The 18852-nt window shown below is 63.1% G+C and carries 14 protein-coding genes; 12 read left to right on the top strand and 2 right to left on the bottom strand.

Features of this window, described 5'->3' with window-relative positions:
- The first annotated feature begins 15 nt into the window (after positions 1-15).
- The 4 genes from H146_RS0112985 (at position 16) to H146_RS0112970 (ending at position 4726) form a co-directional block, all read left to right on the top strand.
- Positions 16-1116, top strand: coding sequence for an ABC transporter ATP-binding protein (locus H146_RS0112985; RefSeq protein WP_019952312.1), 1101 nt, complete (start codon positions 16-18; stop codon positions 1114-1116).
- The gene (locus H146_RS0112980) at positions 1116-2138 is read left to right on the top strand and encodes a carbohydrate ABC transporter permease (RefSeq protein WP_019952311.1); all 1023 of its coding nucleotides are present in this window, start codon (positions 1116-1118) and stop codon (positions 2136-2138) included. The genes H146_RS0112985 and H146_RS0112980 overlap by 1 nt, the downstream gene beginning before the upstream one ends.
- Positions 2113-2964 carry a carbohydrate ABC transporter permease gene (locus H146_RS0112975; protein ID WP_033195719.1) on the top strand — a complete coding sequence of 284 codons (852 nt, stop codon included), beginning with the start codon at positions 2113-2115 and terminating at the stop codon, positions 2962-2964. Before H146_RS0112980 ends, H146_RS0112975 begins: the two co-directional genes overlap by 26 nt.
- A 106-nt stretch (positions 2965-3070) precedes the next feature.
- Positions 3071-4726 carry an NAD+ synthase gene (locus tag H146_RS0112970; protein ID WP_019952309.1) on the top strand — a complete coding sequence of 552 codons (1656 nt, stop codon included), beginning with the start codon at positions 3071-3073 and terminating at the stop codon, positions 4724-4726.
- A gap of 69 nt (positions 4727-4795) precedes the next feature.
- Here H146_RS0112970 and H146_RS0112965 read toward each other — a convergent pair whose 3' ends face one another.
- Complete coding sequence (locus H146_RS0112965; protein ID WP_019952308.1) at positions 4796-5602, bottom strand: outer membrane protein assembly factor BamD; 807 nt, start codon at positions 5600-5602, stop codon at positions 4796-4798.
- Positions 5603-5780: 178 nt separating this feature from the next.
- On the opposite strand from H146_RS0112965, the gene rluD reads away from it, so the two are divergent.
- The 4 genes from rluD (at position 5781) to H146_RS0112945 (ending at position 11917) form a co-directional block, all read left to right on the top strand.
- A complete protein-coding gene (rluD, locus tag H146_RS0112960) occupies positions 5781-6752 on the top strand; it encodes a 23S rRNA pseudouridine(1911/1915/1917) synthase RluD (protein ID WP_019952307.1) in 972 nt (323 codons plus the stop codon).
- A gap of 2 nt (positions 6753-6754) precedes the next feature.
- A complete protein-coding gene (gene pgeF, locus H146_RS0112955; protein WP_019952306.1) occupies positions 6755-7510 on the top strand; it encodes a peptidoglycan editing factor PgeF in 756 nt (251 codons plus the stop codon).
- A 149-nt stretch (positions 7511-7659) separates the two neighbouring features.
- The gene (clpB, locus tag H146_RS0112950; protein ID WP_026351971.1) at positions 7660-10242 is read left to right on the top strand and encodes an ATP-dependent chaperone ClpB; all 2583 of its coding nucleotides are present in this window, start codon (positions 7660-7662) and stop codon (positions 10240-10242) included.
- 142 nt (positions 10243-10384) lie between these two features.
- The gene (locus H146_RS0112945; protein WP_019952304.1) at positions 10385-11917 is read left to right on the top strand and encodes a methyltransferase regulatory domain-containing protein; all 1533 of its coding nucleotides are present in this window, start codon (positions 10385-10387) and stop codon (positions 11915-11917) included.
- 8 nt (positions 11918-11925) lie between these two features.
- Here the strand turns inward: H146_RS0112945 and treF are convergent, their stop codons facing one another.
- Positions 11926-13524, bottom strand: a complete 1599-nt coding sequence (gene treF / locus H146_RS0112940) for an alpha,alpha-trehalase TreF (RefSeq protein WP_156826814.1) — start codon at positions 13522-13524, stop codon at positions 11926-11928.
- A 581-nt stretch (positions 13525-14105) separates the two neighbouring features.
- Here treF and H146_RS0112935 point away from each other — a divergent pair.
- The 4 genes from H146_RS0112935 (at position 14106) to pssA (ending at position 18532) form a co-directional block, all read left to right on the top strand.
- Positions 14106-15830, top strand: coding sequence for an acetolactate synthase 3 large subunit (locus H146_RS0112935; RefSeq protein WP_019952302.1), 1725 nt, complete (start codon positions 14106-14108; stop codon positions 15828-15830).
- A complete protein-coding gene (gene ilvN, locus H146_RS0112930) occupies positions 15830-16321 on the top strand; it encodes an acetolactate synthase small subunit (protein WP_019952301.1) in 492 nt (163 codons plus the stop codon). Before H146_RS0112935 ends, ilvN begins: the two co-directional genes overlap by 1 nt.
- A 63-nt stretch (positions 16322-16384) precedes the next feature.
- Positions 16385-17401: a ketol-acid reductoisomerase gene (gene ilvC, locus H146_RS0112925; protein WP_019952300.1), complete on the top strand. Its 1017-nt coding sequence runs from the start codon at positions 16385-16387 to the stop codon at positions 17399-17401.
- A 210-nt stretch (positions 17402-17611) separates the two neighbouring features.
- Positions 17612-18532: a CDP-diacylglycerol--serine O-phosphatidyltransferase gene (pssA, locus tag H146_RS0112920; RefSeq protein ID WP_019952299.1), complete on the top strand. Its 921-nt coding sequence runs from the start codon at positions 17612-17614 to the stop codon at positions 18530-18532.
- Positions 18533-18852: the final 320 nt, after the last annotated feature.

Here is an 18852-nt window from a genome sequence, read left to right as displayed (position 1 = left end):
CTCTGGAGTCATGTCATGACGGATCTGAATCTGAGTCATGTATCGAAAGGGTTTGGTGGCACCCTGGCCGTCGAGGATTTCTGCCTCGAGGCCGAGCCGGGCGAGTTCATCGTGCTGGTCGGCCCTTCGGGCTGCGGCAAGACCACCACCATGCGCATGATTGCCGGGCTGGAGGACGTCACCGCCGGCACTATTGCGCTCGGCGACCTTGATATCACCGAGGTACCGGCCCGCGACCGCGATGTCGCCATGGTGTTTCAGAACTACGCCCTCTATCCCCATATGTCGGTGCTCGACAACATCGCCTTCAGTCTCAAGATGCGCGGCGTATCGCGCGACGCGCGTGAGCACCAGGCCCGCGATGTCGCCGAACTGCTGGGCATCAGCCATCTGCTGGGGCGCAAGCCGCGTGAGCTGTCGGGCGGCCAGCGGCAGCGGGTGGCGCTGGGGCGCGCCATCGTGCGCCAGCCGAAGCTGTTTCTGATGGACGAGCCGCTGTCCAATCTCGACGCCAAACTACGCGTGGCAATGCGCGCCGAGATCGTCAAACTGCAGCGTCAACTGGGGATTACCACCGTTTATGTCACCCATGATCAGGTCGAGGCGATGACCATGGGCCATCGCATCGTGGTCATGAAGGATGGCGTGGTGCAGCAGATCGGCACCCCCGAACAGATCTACGACCGGCCCGCCAACCGTTTCGTTGCCGAGTTCATCGGTACGCCGCCGATGAACTTTGCCAGCGGCGAGTGGGCGGCGGAGCATGACGAGCTGCGGCTCTGGGGTGAGCCGGTGCCGCTGGAATCGGCGCGCGCCGCCAGACTGCGCGCCGATGTGGCGTCCGGGCCGATCGAGCTTGGCTTTCGCCCCGAGCACGTGCATCTCTGCTCGTCATCGTCGCCCTCGACGACGTCCGCGATCGAAGTGCCGGTACATATCGAGCTGATCGAGAACGTGGGCAATTCACGTATCGTTGAAACCGTCACCCCCTCGGGAGGCGCGCTCAATGCCATCTGTGCCAGCGATTTCAGGGGGGCTGTCGGCGATCGGCTACAGCTTCGCGTTGATGTGCAACATCTCCATGTGTTCAACCAACAACATGCGCGAGTCTCCTGATGGCCCATTTCCACGACTCCATTCGCCGCCGCGACAGTGAGTACAAGAGTGTCGACTCGGCCGGCGCCTTGCAGCCAGCAGCCGCTGCCCGCTCGCGGCGCGGCACGCCGGTAATGCGCTTTCTGAAACGGCACTGGATCTCTTATCTGTTTGTATTGCCTGCGGTGGTGTTTCTGGTCGGGCTGCTGCTCATTCCAATCGTCAACGTTATCGTCGACAGTTTCTTTAACGTCAATCTGCTGCGACCGGATGCCAATGGTTTCGTCGGCCTCGACAATTTCGTGCGGGCGGTCTCCGAGCCGCTGTTCTGGTCCAACGTCTGGAACGGGGTGGTGTGGACGGTCGGCTCGGTGTTCGGTGAGTTCGTCGTGGGTCTCGCCACGGCGCTGCTGCTCAACCAGCAGGTGCGCGGCCGTGCCCTGTTTCGCGCCATCATGATTACGCCCTGGGTGGTGCCGATCGTGGTGGCCGCCATGACCTGGAGCTGGATACTCAACGGTGAGTACGGCATTCTCAATGCCATTCTCAGGGAGCTGGGGATCATCTCCGACAACGTCAGCTGGCTGGGCAATAAATGGACTGCGATGCTGGCGGTCATCAACACCAATGTCTGGCGCAGCTTTCCGTTCTGGACGCTCTCCTATCTGGCGGTGCTGCAGACCATCGACCGCGCCGAGCTGGAGGCCGCCGAGCTTGACGGTGCCAATGCGCTACAGCGGCTGTGGTACATCGTGCTGCCCAAGCTCAAGGGGATCACCCTGATTCTGAGCATCCTCAATGTGATCTGGGTATTCAACAACTTCGACTTTATCTGGCTGATGACCCAGGGCGGCCCCCTCAACGCCACCGAAACGCTGGCGATCCAGACCTATCTGCTGGCCTTCGAGCAGTACCGTTTCGGCGAGGCTTCCGCAGTGGCAGTGATCATGCTGCTGATGCTGCTGGTGGCTATCGGCCTCTACTTCTACATTCAGCGCCGCCGGGCGAGGAGGATCGATGCGTATACTGCGAACAAGGGCTAGTCGCCGCCGAATGCGCCATCTGCTGACCTATGCCGGTCTGCTCGTCGCCAGCGTCTATGCGCTTTTTCCGCTGGCGTGGGCGCTGGCTACCGCGCTCAAGCCGAGCGGCGAGATTCTCAGCGATACGCCGACCTTCTTCACCGCCCATCCCACCCTTGCGCATTTCCGTGAGGTGCTGTTCGAGACGGCCTTTCCCACCTATTTCGTCAACAGCGTGATTGTCTCCCTCGCCACCGTGGTGGTGTCGCTGGCGGTTGGCATCTTTGCGGCCTACGCCATCAGCCGGCTGGATCGTACACCGGGCATCAGGGCCATCGGCGTTGCCATGCTGGTGGGGCAGATGGTACCGGTGGTGTTGCTGATCATGCCGCTCTATCAGTTCATGCAGGCGACCGGGCTGTTGAATACCTATATCGCCCTGATCATGACCTACACGGTATTTGCGATCCCCATCATCACCTGGATGATGAAGGGCTTTTTCGACACTGTGCCGATCGAGATCGAGGAGGCGGCGCGCCTTGATGGCTGTAGTCGTCTCTATATCGTGCTGCGTATCATTCTGCCGCTGTCGACACCGGCGATCATGGCCGCGGCGATCTACGCGCTGATTCTCGCCTGGAGCGAATTCGTGCTTGCCTTCACCCTGATTTCCGACGATTCGATGCGCACCCTGTCGACCGGCGTTTTCAGCTTCATGGGTCTGTGGACGGTAAACTGGGGCAGCCTGATGTCGGCAGCGGTGCTGATCGTACTGCCGGTGGCGGTGGTCTTTGGTTTCACCCAGAAGTATCTGGTCAGCGGTCTGACCGCAGGCTCGGGGCGCTGACTCGCCACGAGGGCGCGGGTCATGGATAATTATCGCTGTGGCGTCGGGCCGCCGAATCCGGCGCCGCTGTCGGTTTTTATCCATTCCCGTTCAAAGAGCCTTTTTCATGCAAGAGCTAACCCTGGTCATGGCCCAGCTCGATCCGCTGACGGGCGACATTCCGGGTAACGCGGAGCGCGCTATCGAAGCGGTGCGCGAGGCGAAGATCGAACACGGCGCCGATGTAGTGGTGCTGCCCGAGCTCTTCCTTGCCGGCTACCCGCCGGAAGACCTGCTGCTGCGCGAGTCGATGGCCGCGCGAATCGAGCAGGCGCGCCAGCGTATGGCGGAGAAGACGGTGCGCGACGTGCTGGTGCTGGTGGGCTATCCCGCCGAGCGTGACGGCCGCCGCTTCAACATGGCCGGGGCACTGCTCAACGGTGAATGGCGCGATGAGTACGCCAAGCGTGCGCTGCCCAACTACCGGGTGTTCGATGAGAAGCGCTATTTCGAGGTGGGCGATCGCAGCTGCGTGATCGAACATCGCGGCATACGGCTGGGTGTGCTGATCTGTGAGGACCTGTGGGTCGATGAGCCGATCGCCGATACCGTGGCGGCCGGCGCCGAGGTGATCGTCTCGCTCAATGCCTCTCCCTGGCATCGCGGTAAATCCACCGAGCGGGTCGAGCTGTTCGCCGAAAGCGCCCGCCGGGCACAGTGTCCACTGATCTACGTCAATCAGATCGGTGGGCAGGACGAACTGGTATTCGACGGCGCCTCCTTCGCCCTCGATGCCGGCGGCGAGTGTCGCGTGCAGGCGCTGGCCTGGCAGCCGGGGCTGATGCCGATTCGACTGACCCGCAACGACGACGGTGGGGTCGATATCGTCGACGGCGAGCTGATGCCGCTGCCGGCGACAGCGGAGGAGTCGCTCTACTGCGCATTGGTGACCGGGGTGCGCGACTACGTCAACAAGAGCGGTTTCCACGGCGTGGTGCTGGGTCTCTCCGGCGGCATCGATTCGGCGCTGTCGCTGGCGATCGCGGTGGACGCGCTGGGCCCCGACCGGGTGCAGGCGGTGATGATGCCCTATCACTACACCGCCGAGATTTCGCGCGAGGACGCCGCCGAGCAGGCTCGAACGCTGGGCGTGCACTACGAGGTGCTGGAGATCGCGCCCATGGTCGAGGCCTTCACCGCCACCCTGGCAGCCAGCTTCGAGGGCAGCGCAGCGGATACCACCGAGGAGAACCTGCAGTCGCGCATCCGCGGCACGCTGTTGATGGCGCTCTCCAACAAGAAGGGGCTGATGGTGCTGACCACCGGCAACAAGAGCGAGATGGCGGTGGGCTACGCCACGCTCTACGGCGATATGGTCGGCGGCTATAACGCCCTCAAGGATGTCTACAAGACATGGGTCTACCGCCTGGCGCGCTGGCGCAACCGCCAGGCGCTCGAGGAGGGCGAGGCAGAGTGTGTGCCCGCTCGGGTGATCGAGCGGCCCCCCTCGGCGGAGCTCTCCGAGGATCAGCTCGACAGCGACTCGCTGCCGGATTACGACGTGCTGGACGAGATTCTCGAGCGCTACATCGAAGGCGATCAGAGTCAGGAGGCGATCATCGCCGCCGGCTTCGATCGCGACGCGGTGGAGAAGGTGGTCAAACTGGTCGACCGCACCGAGTACAAGCGACGCCAGGCGCCTCCGGGTGTGCGTGCCACCCTGCGCGGCTTCGGCCGTGACCGACGCTATCCGATCGTCAACGGCTGGCAGCCGGGCGATTGATACGACAAACCCGGCGACACCGTCGCCGGGTTTGTCGTGATATCAAAAGCGCCGGGTTCGGCCGCCGGCTCATGAACCCTTGAGTGACAGCGAGCCGCCTACATAGCGAGGGTCGAAGGTGTCGCCGTCGAGACGGGCGTTGTCAGGATCGTTGTTGATCAGCTGAGCCAGCGCCTCGCGCGCCTCGGCCGGCATGTTGAGCCCCATGTAGCCCTCCACGATAACCGCCAGGGCATCGCGGGAAGCCGGCGTCTGCGGATAGTAATCAATCACCCACTGACCGCGATTGACGGCGGCCACATAGGCCTCCTTGCGCAGGTAGAAGTCGGCCACCTGCAGCTCATGACGCGCCAGCACGTTGCGCAGGTAGATAATGCGCTGGCGGGCGTCCGCGGCATAGGGGCTGTCCGGGAAGCGACGCGCTACTTCGCCGAAGTCGACGTAGGCGTCACGGGTAGCCCCCAGATCGCGTTTGGAGATATCGATCAGCTCGAGGGTTTCAAGGCTGAAACGCCCCGACTGCCAGGCGGCCAGGCCGCGCATATAGTAGGCGTAATCCACCTGGGGATTGTCGGGGTGCAGGCGAATGAAGCGACTCGCGGCAGCGCGGGTCGCTTCCCAGTTATTGACCTGGTAGTAGCCGTAGATCAGCTCGAGCTGCGACTGCTCGGCGTATTCACCGAACGGAAAGCGGCTGTCCAGCGTTTCCAGCAGCGTTACCGCTCGCGAGTAGCGTCCGTCATCCAGCGCCTGCTGAATGTTCTGATAGAGCTGCTGCTCGCTGAGCTGTGAATCCTCTTCCCGGCTCTGGTTGCCGGCACAGCCGACCAGCAGAACCGCCGCCAGCGCAAGGGCGCTCAGGGAGATGGCACGCATCGTCTTCCTCGTCTCAAACATACCGCGGCGGCGTGCTAGAATCCGCCGATCAGCGACACATGAAATGGTACAGGCCTGCGGCGGCCAATGCGAATCGGCCCGGCGACAGTGGCTCTGCACTATAAAGCATTGCACAGCCTCGGCGAAACGTTTGGGGGCTGCGCGTTACGGAAACGCCATGTCACAGACCATCTCACAGACCATCGAGCAAGCCCATATCGTCCCCGATGCCATGATCGGCCTGCGCCTTGACCAGGCGGCGGCGGCGCTTTTCGACGACTTCTCCCGCGAGCGTCTCAAGAGCTGGATTCGCGAGGGGGCGCTGACACTCGACGGCCAGCGCGCGCAGCCGAAGTCGCCGGTGCCGAGCGGTGCCACCCTGGCGCTGCACGTGGTGCTGGAGGAGCGTGACAGCTGGCAGCCGGAGGCGATCGAGCTGGAGATCGTGTTCGCGGATGACCAGTTGCTGGTGATCAACAAGCCGGCCGGGCTGGTGGTGCATCCCGCCGCCGGTAACGAGAGCGGTACGCTGCTCAATGCGCTTTTGCATTACGACGCGACGCTTGCCACGCTGCCGCGCGCCGGCATCGTCCATCGTCTCGACAAGGATACCAGCGGGCTGATGGTGGTGGCGCGAACTCTGGCGGCACAGACTGCGCTGGTCGAGCAGTTGCAGGCACGCAGCGTCAAGCGCGAATACGATGCGGTCGTTACCGGCACCCCGATCGCCGGCGGCCGCATCGAGGCGCCCATTGGCCGCCACCCGAGCGATCGCAAGCGGCAGGCCGTGGTCGCCCATGGCGGTAAGCCGGCGGTCACCCACTACCGGGTGCTGGAGCGCTTTCGCGGTCACACCCACGTGCGCTGCCGGCTCGAAACCGGCCGCACCCACCAGATTCGCGTTCACATGGCCCATCAGCGGCTGCCGCTGATCGGTGACCCGCTCTATGGCGGCCGCCCCAGGCTGCCACCCGGCGCCACCGAGGCGCTCAAGGAGGTGCTGCGCGAGTTTCCGCGCCAGGCGCTGCACGCCCGTCGGCTCGCTTTCGACCATCCCGTCAGCGGTGAAACCCTCGCCTTCAGCAGCGAGTTGCCCGATGAGATCTATATGCTGCTGGATGTGCTGCGCGAGGACCGGGAGAGCCACTGAGCATGACACCGCCGAACAGCGAACAGCCGAGCCTGATTCTGCCCGAGTGGCTGGCGCCGGAAAGCGTGGGCGCCTTTGTCACGACCCGTACCCGTGGCCCCAGCCAGGGCGACTTCGCCGCCTTCAACGCTGCCGCTCACGTCGGCGATGACCCGGTCGTGGTGGCGCATGCGCGCCAGCTTTTGAGCGCCCGCATCGGCGACCATCGGCCGCTTTTATGGCTCGATCAGGTGCACGGCGCGCGCGTGCAGCAGCACTACCGGACGCCGCCGCCGAGCGCCGATGCGTCGGTGGCCGTCGACCGCAGCTACGCCTGTGTGATTCAGACTGCCGACTGCCTGCCGGTGCTGTTCTGCGACCGCCGCGGAACACGCGTGGCGGCCGCCCACGCCGGCTGGCGCGGTCTGGCCGGTGGTGTACTGGAAGCCGCGGTCGCGGCGTTGGGTTGTCCCGGAGAGGAGGTGATCGCGTGGCTGGGGCCGGCGATCTCCAACATGCAGTACGAGGTGGGTCGCGAGGTGTATGACGCCTTCGTCAACGTTCAGCCGCAGGCCGCCACCGCCTTCGAGACCAGCCCCTACAAGCTGGGGCACTATATGGGCGATCTCTACCGGCTGGCACGGCTGCGCCTTGAGGCGCTGGGCATCACCGAAATCGGCGGCGGCCACTTCTGTACCGCTTCCGACCCGCGCTTCTATTCATACCGCCGTGACGACGGTCGCACCGGGCGCATGACCAGTGTCATCTGGCTGCGCTGAACGCCCTGCCGATCTCCTGCATTTTGTCAACCCTTGTTGGCTTGAAAGTTGACGCGCTGTCCCCATCTTTGTATCAGAACCGATATCAGAGCGCCCGAGACGCACTGTCGATTGGCAGCTGACGACCGGGTGCAAGCGAGGATAGACAGATGCGAATGGATAAACTGACCAGCCGCGTACAGAGCGCGCTCTCGGACGCCCAGTCGCTGGCGGTGGGGCGCGGTCACAATCAGCTGCAGCCCGGCCACCTGCTGCTGGCACTGCTGGATGCTCGTGACAGCGGCTTTCGCGGCCTGATTCAGAAGGCCGGCGGTGACGCCACACGGGTGCGCGAGGCGCTGGTAAAAAATGTCGATGAACTGCCCCGCGTCAGCAACTTCGACGGCAATGTGAGTATGGGGCAGGAGCTGGGCCAGTTGCTCAATCTCGCCGACCGCGAGGCGCAAAAGCGCAATGACCAGTTCATCGCTACTGAACTGGTGCTGCTGGCGGCGCTGCAGGGCGGCAAGGGCATCGCGCGCGCCCTGAACGGGGCGGGACTCAACGAGAAGAGCTTGCGCGCGGCGATCGACAGCCTGCGCGGCGGTGACAGCGTGCAGGATGCCGAGGCCGAGGAGAAGCGCGAGGCGCTGGAAAAGTACACTACTGATCTCACCGAGCGCGCCGCCAGCGGCAAGCTCGACCCGGTGATCGGCCGCGACGAGGAGATTCGCCGCACCATCCAGGTGCTGCAGCGGCGCACCAAGAACAATCCGGTGCTGATCGGCGAGCCCGGGGTGGGCAAGACCGCCATCGTCGAGGGGCTGGCCAGCCGTATCGTCAACGGCGAAGTGCCCGAGGGGCTCAAGGACAAGCGTGTGCTCTCCCTGGACCTGGGCGCGCTGCTGGCCGGGGCCAAATATCGCGGCGACTTCGAGGAGCGCCTCAAGGCGGTGCTCAACGAGCTGGCGAAGGAAGAGGGGCGCGTTATCCTCTTCATTGACGAGCTGCACACCATGGTCGGCGCCGGCAAGACCGAAGGGTCGCTGGATGCCGGCAACATGCTCAAGCCGGCGCTGGCGCGCGGCGAACTGCACTGCGTGGGTGCCACGACTCTGGATGAGTACCGCCAGGATATCGAAAAGGATGCCGCCCTGGAGCGCCGCTTTCAGAAGGTGCTGGTCGATGAGCCCTCCGAGGAGGACACCATCGCCATCCTGCGCGGTCTCAAGGAGCGCTATGAGGTTCACCACGGCGTCGATATCACCGATCCGGCGATCATCGCCGCCGCGCGGCTGTCGACCCGCTATATCACCGATCGTCAGTTGCCCGACAAGGCGATCGACCTGATCGACGAGGCGGCCTCGCGCATCCGCATGGAGATGGACTCCAAACCGGAAGAGATGGACCGTCTCGAGCGACGCCTGATCCAGCTCAAGATCGAGCGCGAAGCGCTCAGGAAGGAGACCGACGAGGCGACCCGCAGGCGGCTTGAATCGCTCGAGGAGCAGATCGGCGAGATGGAGCGCGAGTATGCCGATCTGGAGGAGGTGTGGACCTCCGAGAAGGCCATTTTGCAGGGCGCGGCGCAGTTCAAGGCCGAGCTCGATCAGGCCCGTACCGATCTCGAGGCGGCGCGCCGCCAGGGCGATCTGGGCCGCATGTCGGAGCTGCAGCACGGCCTTATTCCGCAGCTGGAGCGCCGGATCAGCGAAGCGAGCGAGGCCGAAAACACCCCGCTCAGGCTGCTGCGCTCGGTGGTCAGCGAGGAGGAGATTGCCGAGGTGGTGTCGCGCTGGACCGGTATTCCGGTGGCGAAGATGCTGGAGGGCGAGCGCGACAAGCTGCTACGCATGGAGCAGGCGCTGCATGAGCGGGTGATCGGTCAGGACGAGGCGGTTACCGCGGTGGCCAATGCGGTGCGCCGCTCGCGTGCCGGCATCAGCGACCCCAACCGACCCAACGGCTCCTTTCTGTTCCTCGGCCCCACCGGGGTGGGCAAGACCGAGCTGTGCAAGTCGCTGGCGAACTTCCTGTTCGACACCGAAGAGGCGATGGTGCGCATCGATATGTCGGAATTCATGGAGAAACACTCCGTGGCGCGGCTGATCGGTGCCCCTCCCGGCTATGTGGGCTACGAGCAGGGCGGTTATCTGACCGAGGCGGTGCGCCGCAAGCCCTACTCGGTGCTGCTGCTCGACGAGGTGGAGAAGGCCCACCCGGATGTCTTCAACATTCTGCTGCAGGTGCTTGAGGACGGCCGCCTGACCGACGGCCAGGGACGCACGGTGGATTTCCGCAACACCGTGGTGGTGATGACCTCCAATCTGGGCTCGCACATTATCCAGAACTACGCCGGCGAGCAGGATGAGGCGGGCTATGAGCGCATGCGCGCGGCGGTGATGGACGAGGTCGGCAATCACTTCCGCCCCGAGTTGATCAACCGCATCGACGAGGTGGTGGTGTTCCACGCCCTTGGTCAGGCGCAGATCGAGGCGATCGCCAGTATTCAGCTCGATCAGTTGCGCAAGCGGCTGGCCGATCGCGATATCCACCTCGAAGTGGCACCACAGGCGATGGCGACGCTGGCCGAGGCGGGCTTCGATCCGGTCTTCGGGGCTCGTCCGCTGCGTCGGGCGATCCAGAGCCGGCTCGAGAATCCGCTGGCGCAGGCGCTGCTGGCCGGCGATTTTGGCGCCGGGGATACCCTCCATGTCGACATGGACGGCGATAAGCTGGTGTTCAAAAGATAACGGCTGACTTCGGTGCTGCCGCAGTTCTCTCTGCTGACCCGGCTTCGGCCGGGTTTTTATACTCGCCGCTGCGGGTACTGCCGGAAGGGAGGCAAAACTGCCATCATGGCGCTGTCACCCAACCCAACCGGCCGGAGTATCGATGAGCGACTGGAGCGGCGGCTACGTCACCGACATTCTGTATACGCGGGGCTACTACGGCGCCCTCAATCCGCTGCAGATGCAGCTGGCACTGGCACGCAGCGGCCTCGCTGCGCCGCAGGTGACGACGGCCTGTGAGCTGGGCTTCGGTCACGGGTTGTCGCTCAACGCTCACGCGGCGGCGTCGGTCACCCGCTGGTACGGCAACGATTTCATTTCCGCCCAGACGTCCGGCGCCCAGTCGCTTGCTGAACAGTCCGGCAGCGAGGCGCAGCTCTTTGATGAGGATTTCGCGACCTTCTGTGCCCGCGACGATCTGCCCGATTTCGATTTTATCGCCCTGCACGGGGTCTGGAGTTGGGTCAGTGAGGCCAACCGCGAAATACTGACCGACTTCCTGCGTCGCAAGCTCAGAACCGGCGGGGTGGTCTACATCAGCTACAACACCACGCCCGGCTGGGCGACGTTTTCACCCATGCGTGAGATTTTGCGCGCTCACACCGAGACGATGGGGGCGCCGGGGCAGGGCACCGAGAGGCAGGCCCGCGACGCTCTGGCTTTTGCCGAGCGTTTGATGGCGGCTCAGCCCGGCTACGCCGAGGTCAATCCGGGTGTCAACGAGCGTCTAGACACCATTGCCCAGCAGGATCCGGGCTACGTGGCGCATGAGTACCTCAATCGCGATTGGCACCCCATGCCGTTCTCACGGCTGGCCGAGTCGCTGCAGTCGGCGCGGCTCGAGTTCGCCTGTTCAGCGCATCTGGCGGATCATTTCGATGCCATCAATCTGACTGCGGCGCATCAACAGCTGCTGGCCGAGATCGATGAGCCGCACTTTCGCCAGACGGTGCGCGACTTTCTGGTTAACCAGAGTTTTCGCCGCGACTACTGGGTGCGCGGCGCCCGGCCGCTGGCGCCGCTGGAGCGCCACGAGGCACTGGATGCGATCCGGGTAGTGCTGACCGCGCCGGTCGAGGAGGTATCGCTGACAGTGCGTGGCAGCCTCGGCGAGGCGACCATGAGCGAGGCGATCTACCACCCGGTGCTGGCGGCACTCTCCGATCATCAACCAGTAAGCATTGGCGAGCTGACGCAGCGCGTCGCGGGGCAGGTGCGGCGTGAACAGCTCGAATATACGGTGGTGCTGTTGGCCGGCGCCGGTCATCTGGGTGCCGTACAGGAGGCGTCGACCATCGAGCAGGTGCGGCCGAGCTGTCAGCGGCTCAACGCCGCGCTCCTGAAGATGTCCCGCAGCCGCCAGGACACGCCCTGGCTGGTCAGCCCGCTGACCGGCGGTGCGCTCAATGTGGCGCGCTTCGACCAGCTTTTCCTGCTTGCCCGCAGCGAGGGGGCGGCGTCCTCGGTGCAGTGGGCATCCTTTGCCTGGCAACTTATCGAGGCGCAGCAGCAGCGGGTGATCAGGGATGGCGAGACGCTGCACAGTGCGGCAGATAATCTTGATGAGTTACAGCGTCAGGCGCAGCACTTCGAGGCCGTGCGTCTGCCGGTACTGGAAGCGCTGGGCATCGCCTGACGGGATTATCAGCCGGCGTCCGGGTAGCGCGCCATCAGCGCGCGCAGCACGCCATTGGTCCAGCCGAAACCGTCCTGAGAGGGATATTCGCCGCCGTCCGGGGCGTCGTCGATATCCACCACGTTGTACTTTTCCAGCAGCTTGTGGGCCACCTCGAAGCGGCGCACATTGGTGTGTATCCAGCGCCGGGCGATGGTGTCGGCCAGTTCATGATGACCGTAGCGCTTGAGGCCCATGATCGCCATCCACTGTAGTGGCGCCCAGCCGTTGGGGGCGTCCCACTGCTGCACCGTATCGATGTTGGAAGTCATCAGGCCGCCCGGTTTGAGCAGCTTGCGCTCTATCATACTGGCGACATGACGGGCCTGGTCGTCACGGGCAATGCCGAAGTAGAGCGGAAATACCACGACGGCGTTGATGCTGTCGGTCAGGCGATCTTCATGCCACAGGTAGTCGCCGAAACGCTGCTCCTCTTCCGACCAGAAGATACGATGGAAGGCCTCAAGTCGGGCATCGGCGGTCTGCTGCCAGCGCTCGGCCTGCTCTCTGTGACCCATGTGGCGATGGGTGCTGGCGATAGTAGTCGCCATGTGGTGCATCAGGCAGTTGAGGTCGAGCGGCAGAATATCGACGGTGCGAATGGTCGCCAGGTTGTGCGGGTCGACCAGCCAGCGAGAGCTGAAATCCCAGCCGCTCTCGGCGCCGGCGCGGATGTTGCGCCATATCTCGATATGGTCGCGACCGTCCTTGCCGGCGGTCTCCATGTCTTCGCGAAAGGCTTCCTCGCGCGGCGTATTGAGGTCATCCCAGTGGCGGTTGAGCAGTGTGCCATCGCTTAACCGCACACAGCGTCTGAAGGCTTCGCCGGGATGCAGCCCGTCGTCACCGTCCATCCAGTAGTGGTATTCGGTCTCCATCTGCGGCAGATAGCGTTGAAAGACGCTGCTGTCCTCGAGCTCGGCCAGCAGGCCGACCATGGCGCAGAAAAACGGCGGTTGTGAGCGCGACAGGTAGTAGGTGCGGTTGCCATTGGGGACGTGACCGTAGGCACCGATGAGAAAGGCGGTGTTGTCGACCATGTCCCACATCAGATCCTCGCGCCCGCTCTCGCGCAGCCCCAGCATGGTGAAGTAACTGTCCCAGTAGTAGATCTCGTTGAAGCGGCCCCCGGGCACGATGTAGGGGCGAGGTAGAGGCAGCCGCGACGAGCAGCCGTTATAGCGCGGTCGCGGTTCGCGGGTCAGCAGGTCCCAGAGGATATCGATATGATCGCTAATGTGGGTCTGCTTCTGGTCGGGCTCGACACCGGCGCGTGTTTCGATACGTTCAAAGCGTGCCTCGATGAAATCGCGCAGCGCATCATTGTCGATGCAGGGGACGTCGTCGCAGCCGCCGTGGCGCTCACACAGCTCGGCGTAATCGGCCATGATCTCCTCGGCGGGGCGGGTCGGCACCATATCGACAAAGGTCTTGCTGTCGCTGAACAGGCCGCGGCTCTGCACATCGTGAAACAGCTGCCCCCAGAGGTGCTCGGGAAGCGGCGGAAGCTCGGCGACCTCCCGGGTGTCCGGCATGCCCGGCATCGATGCAGCGGCGCTCGTTGTCATGATAAGTCATTCCTGAAACAAAAAATGCACGCCTGATCCACACAGGATACAGGTGAAAGGTGCCGCCACATCCAGCCGTTTTGCAGTAAGGCGACATTTCCTTGACGAGTTTATCGGACGACATTAAATAGACAGCTTAGTTCATGCGACCCTCTTGTCGTGACGCCCGGGGCTGTGTCGCAACGGTGCTGCAGGTTGGTGCAATTCTGCTGCTGGCGCCCGATTTTAGTGCTCTGTAACGCCCCGGCGGTTGACAGCGCGTCACTGCTGTTAGAATCTTGGCCGTTCCTGATAGCAGGCATGAACCCATCGGGCGACCCTCGATGTCATGATGGACGGCCCATATCGCTGTCTGCCTGCCCACGGACCTGAACAGGCCGGTCCCACCCACCGCCTGATCAACGCCCCGACATGTCGACCCGACATGAGATTGAGCAGGTCCTCGTTGCATCGATTGATCAGCGTGCAACATCAGGTGTCGCTGGCCTCGGGCCGCGGCAGGCGGCACAGCCGTCCTCGAACGCCGGTGCGCATCGCATCGGACCTGTCATCGAGACCTATGACTCAAGGGGAATCCCAAAGTGGAACTGCTTTCCGGCGCCGATATGATCGCCCGCTTCCTCAAGGATGAAGGGGTCGAATATATCTACGGCTACCCCGGCGGCGCAGCGCTGCACATCTACGATGCGCTGTTTCGCCAGGAAGATGTCAAACATATTCTTGTCCGCCATGAACAGGCGGCTACCCACATGGCCGACGGCTATGCCCGCGCTTCCGGTAAACCCGGCGTGGTGCTGGTTACCTCCGGCCCCGGCGCAACCAATGCGGTCACCGGCATCGCCACCGCCTACATGGACTCCATTCCCATGGTAGTGCTGTGCGGCCAGGTGATGAGTTCCCTGATCGGCGAGGACGCCTTTCAGGAGACCGACATTGTCGGTGTGACGCGTCCGATAGTGAAGCACAGCTTCTCGATTCGCCACCCCTCCGATATCCCCACGGTACTCAAAAAGGCGTTCTATATCGCCTCGTCCGGCCGTCCCGGCCCGGTGGTGGTGGATATTCCCAAGGACATGACCGCGCCCACCGAGCGCTACGAGTACAGCTATCCGCGCAAGGTCAGGCTGCGCTCCTACAATCCCGCCGGTCGTGGCCATACCGGTCAGATTCGCAAGGCGGTGGATCTGCTGACCAGTGCCGAACGCCCGGTGATCTTCGCCGGCGGCGGGGTGATCACCGGCCGCGCTTCCGAGGCGCTGACCGATCTGGCGCATCGTCTCAATCTGCCCGTTATCACCTCGCTGATGGGCATCGGCGCCTTTCCGCAGAACGACCCCAGGTCGCTCGGCTGGCCCGGCATGCACGGCTCCTATGAGTCCAACATGGCCATGCACGAGAGCGATCTGGTACTCGGCGTGGGAGTGCGCTTCGATGATCGGGTGACCAATAACGTCAGCAAGTTCTGTCCCCACGCGCGCATTATTCACATTGATGTCGACCCCAGTTCGATCTCCAAGACGGTGCACGCCGATGTCCCCATCGTCGGCGCCGCCGACAGCGTGCTTAACGAGATGCTCAATCAGCTGGGGCAGCGCCAGCCGGCGGAGCCGGTGTCGCTGGACGACTGGTGGGCGAAGATCGACGGCTGGCGCGACGAGCGCCGTGGCAAGCTCTACGAGCCGGCCGCTCCCGGCGAGCCGCTCAAGCCTCAGCAGGTGGTCGAGGCGGTACATCGCATCACCCATGGCGATGCCTATGTGGTGACCGACGTAGGCCAGCACCAGATGTTTGCCGCCCAGTACTACAGGTTCAATCAGCCCAATCGCTGGATCTCCTCCAGCGGTCTGGGAACGATGGGCTACGGCTTCCCGGCGGCGATGGGCATCAAGCTGAGTTACCCCGACGAGCATGTGGTGCTGTTCACCGGCGAGGGCAGTTTTCAGATGATGATGCAGGAGCTGTCGACCTGTAAGCAGTTCGGCATTCCGGTCAAGATCGTCAATCTCAACAACGCTTCGCTGGGCATGGTGCGTCAGTGGCAGGATCTCAACTACAAGTCGCGTCATGCGCACTCCTACATGGAGTCGCTGCCGGACTTCGAAAAGCTGATCGAGGCCTACGGCTTCCGGGCGATCACCGTGCATACGCCTGAAGAGCTGGACGCCGCGCTTGAAGAGACGTTCCGTTCAAAGGATGAACTGGTGTTTCTGGACGTTCATGTCGATCCGCGCGAGCACGTCTACCCCATGCAGGTGCCGCAGGGGGCCATGTGCGACATGCTGCTTTCGAAGACGGAGCGAACCTGATGCGCCATATCATCTCGATGCTGCTTGAGAATGAGCCGGGCGCGCTGTCGCGCGTGGTGGGGCTGTTTTCGCAGCGCAATTTCAATATCGAAACGCTCAACGTGGCGCCCACCGACGACCCGACGTTGTCGCGTCTGACGGTGACCACCAACGGCGACGAGCGGGTGATCGAGCAGATTACCAAGCACCTCAATCGTCTGATCGATGTGGTCAAGCTGGTCGACCTGACCGAAGGGGCGCACATCGAACGCGAGTTGATGCTGGTCAAGGTCAAGGCGCAGGGCGGTGCCCGTGAAGAGGTCAAGCGCACGGCGGATATTTTCCGTGCCCATATCGTCGACGTTACGCCCAGCGTCTATACGGTGCAGATCACCGGTGACGCGCCCAAGCTTGACGCCTTTCTGCAGGCAATGGCGCCTGTCGGCGTGCTGGAAGTGGCGCGCACCGGCGTTTCGGGTATTGCGCGTGGCGACAAGGTGCTGAGTCTCTGAGCGCCGCCCGGAAAATTTTTTCTATCGGCGGCCCCGGGCCGCCCTCCCTATAAGGTGATAACGATGCAGGTGTATTACGACAAGGATTGCGATCTCTCCCTGATCCAGAACAGCCGTGTGACCATTCTCGGCTACGGCTCACAGGGGCACGCTCACGCCAATAACCTCAAGGAGTCCGGCGTCGACGTCACCGTGGCGCTGCGCAAAGGGTCGGGATCCTGGCAGAAGGCCGAAGGTGCCGGGCTGAAGGTCGCCGAGGTGACCGAAGCGGTCTCCGGCGCCGACGTGGTCATGGTGCTGGCTCCCGACGAGCACCAGAAACAGATCTACTATCGCGACATCGAGCCAAATCTGAAAGAGGGTGCGGCGCTGGCATTCGCCCACGGCTTCAACGTCCATTTTCAGCAGATCGAGCCGCGTGCCGACCTCGATGTCATCATGATCGCGCCCAAGGCGCCCGGCCACACCGTGCGCTCGACCTACAGCCAGGGCGGCGGTGTTCCCAGCCTGATCGCCATCCATCAGGACAGCAGCGGCCGTGCCCGCGAACTGGCGCTCTCCTATGCGGCGGCCAACGGTGCCGGTCGCGCCGGTATTATCCACACCACCTTCCAGGAAGAGACCGAGACCGATCTGTTCGGCGAGCAGGCGGTGCTCTGCGGCGGTACCGCGGCGCTGGTGCAGGCCGGTTTCGAAACCCTTGTCGAGGCGGGCTACGCCCCGGAGATGGCCTACTTCGAGTGCCTGCATGAGCTCAAGCTGATCGTCGATCTGATGTATGAAGGCGGTCTGGCCGACATGCGCTACTCGATCTCCAACACCGCCGAGTACGGTGACTACGTGACCGGGCCGAAGATCATCACCGACGAAACGAAAGACGCCATGCGCCAGGTCCTCAAGGACATTCAGGAGGGCACTTTTGCCAAGGACTTCATCCTTGATCACCAGGCGGGCTTCCCGACTCTCAAGGCCAAGCGTCGCCGCGGCGGTGAGCATCAGATCGAAGAGGTCGGCAGTCGGCTGCGCGGCATGATGCCGTGGATCGCCGCCAACAAGATGGTCGACAAGTCGAAGAACTGACCGTTCTTCCGGACCTGTTGTGATCGAGCGGGCGCGAATTATCGCGTCCGCTCTTTTTTCGTGTGCGCCAGGCATGGCGCGCACGCTGCTGGATCGCGCATGGTGTTGTCATCGCCTGCGCTCGGTCTCTTCTCCATGCGTGCGTCTTATTAACAGCGACGCTTCGTCTATGCTTTGATGGTTGCGATTTTCAAAAGGATATTCATTGCCATGACGCAGACGCCCCCACCCGACAATCGGCCGCCCCGCGATCCCTTTTCCGAATTCAAGGATGATACCGAAGTAGTCGAGGACGTACTGCACGACGGCAAGCGGATAAGGCGCCGCGGTATCTACCTGCTGCCCAACCTGTTTACCACCGCCGCGCTTTTTTCCGGCTTTTTTGCCGTGGTGGCGGCGCTCAACGGCGATTTTGCCTCCGCCGCTGTGGCCATCTTCGTTTCCATGGTGCTGGACGGTTTTGACGGTCGTGTGGCGCGCCTGACCAACACTCAGAGCAAGTTTGGCGAGGAGTACGACAGCCTTGCCGATATGCTCTCCTTCGGTGTGGCGCCGGCGGTGGTCGCCTTTGCCTGGATATTGCAGGACGTGGGCAACCTGGGCTGGATTGCCGCCTTTGTTTATGTCGCCGGTGCCGCCCTGCGGCTGGCGCGTTTCAACGTGCAGATCGGCAGCACCGACAAACGCTGGTTCATCGGCCTGCCCAGCCCTTCTGCCGCGGCCATTGTCGCCGGTTGTGTGTGGACCTTTCACAGCCTCGAAGCGACCGCCTTCATTTTCAAGGTATTAATGGCCGTCGTAGTAGCCGCCGCCGGTATTTTGATGGTCAGCAATATTCGCTACCACAGCTTCAAGGAGCTCGATTTCAAAAGCCCGGTGCCCTTTGTCGCCCTGCTGGCCATCGTACTGGCCTTCGTGCTGATATCGCTGGAGCCGGCCGTCATGCTGCTGCTGCTGTTTGGCAGCTATGGTCTTTCCGGGCCGGTCATGGCCATTCTGCGGCGCACCGGTCGTGCCACCCCGATTCCCTCGCCCTATGTCGATGAGGAGTTGGCCAGGTCGGGTCAGACTGACACTGAGGAGAAAAAAACCGGGAGTACTGCTGGTGACGACACTGATCCCGCCTCCTGACGTGAATTTTTTATGACAGCGGGGTTGCATGGTGGCGCCACGGGCGGTAAAGTGCGCATCCGCTGTCACGGGGCAAGAGGCCACGGCGGCAGCGGGAAGTGCAGCAGGTGATTGTTTCGGCTTGTTTTTCCGGTCGAAGGCGGTTTTTAAAAAGCCCTGTTTCACTTCATCATCGACGGTCAGCGCAGCGCACAACGGTTGACATTTCGATGACGGGCTGTAGAATGCCCACTCTCTCGAAGCGGCGCCCATTCGGGCCGGTGCTTCAGGAGCGCTCTTTAACAAGTCGATCAGGCAATTTGTGTGGGCGTCCGGCTCGC

It is taken from the genome of Kushneria aurantia DSM 21353 (assembly GCF_000382245.1).
GTDB lineage: Bacteria > Pseudomonadota > Gammaproteobacteria > Pseudomonadales > Halomonadaceae > Kushneria > Kushneria aurantia.
The sequence above is the reverse complement of the archived record's forward strand: the minus strand, read 5'-3'. Positions and strand labels throughout refer to the sequence as shown.

Coding starts and splice junctions, on each gene's coding strand:
- pgeF (WP_019952306.1), top strand. CDS start 6,755: ATGACACCGCCGAACAGCGAACAGCCGAGCCTGATTCTGCCCGAGTGG.
- ilvN (WP_019952301.1), top strand. CDS start 15,830: ATGCGCCATATCATCTCGATGCTGCTTGAGAATGAGCCGGGCGCGCTG.
- rluD (WP_019952307.1), top strand. CDS start 5,781: ATGTCACAGACCATCTCACAGACCATCGAGCAAGCCCATATCGTCCCC.
- pssA (WP_019952299.1), top strand. CDS start 17,612: ATGACGCAGACGCCCCCACCCGACAATCGGCCGCCCCGCGATCCCTTT.
- H146_RS0112985 (WP_019952312.1), top strand. CDS start 16: ATGACGGATCTGAATCTGAGTCATGTATCGAAAGGGTTTGGTGGCACC.
- H146_RS0112980 (WP_019952311.1), top strand. CDS start 1,116: ATGGCCCATTTCCACGACTCCATTCGCCGCCGCGACAGTGAGTACAAG.
- H146_RS0112975 (WP_033195719.1), top strand. CDS start 2,113: ATGCGTATACTGCGAACAAGGGCTAGTCGCCGCCGAATGCGCCATCTG.
- treF (WP_156826814.1), bottom strand. CDS start 13,524: ATGACAACGAGCGCCGCTGCATCGATGCCGGGCATGCCGGACACCCGG.
- H146_RS0112965 (WP_019952308.1), bottom strand. CDS start 5,602: ATGCGTGCCATCTCCCTGAGCGCCCTTGCGCTGGCGGCGGTTCTGCTG.
- clpB (WP_026351971.1), top strand. CDS start 7,660: ATGCGAATGGATAAACTGACCAGCCGCGTACAGAGCGCGCTCTCGGAC.
- H146_RS0112945 (WP_019952304.1), top strand. CDS start 10,385: ATGAGCGACTGGAGCGGCGGCTACGTCACCGACATTCTGTATACGCGG.
- H146_RS0112970 (WP_019952309.1), top strand. CDS start 3,071: ATGCAAGAGCTAACCCTGGTCATGGCCCAGCTCGATCCGCTGACGGGC.
- ilvC (WP_019952300.1), top strand. CDS start 16,385: ATGCAGGTGTATTACGACAAGGATTGCGATCTCTCCCTGATCCAGAAC.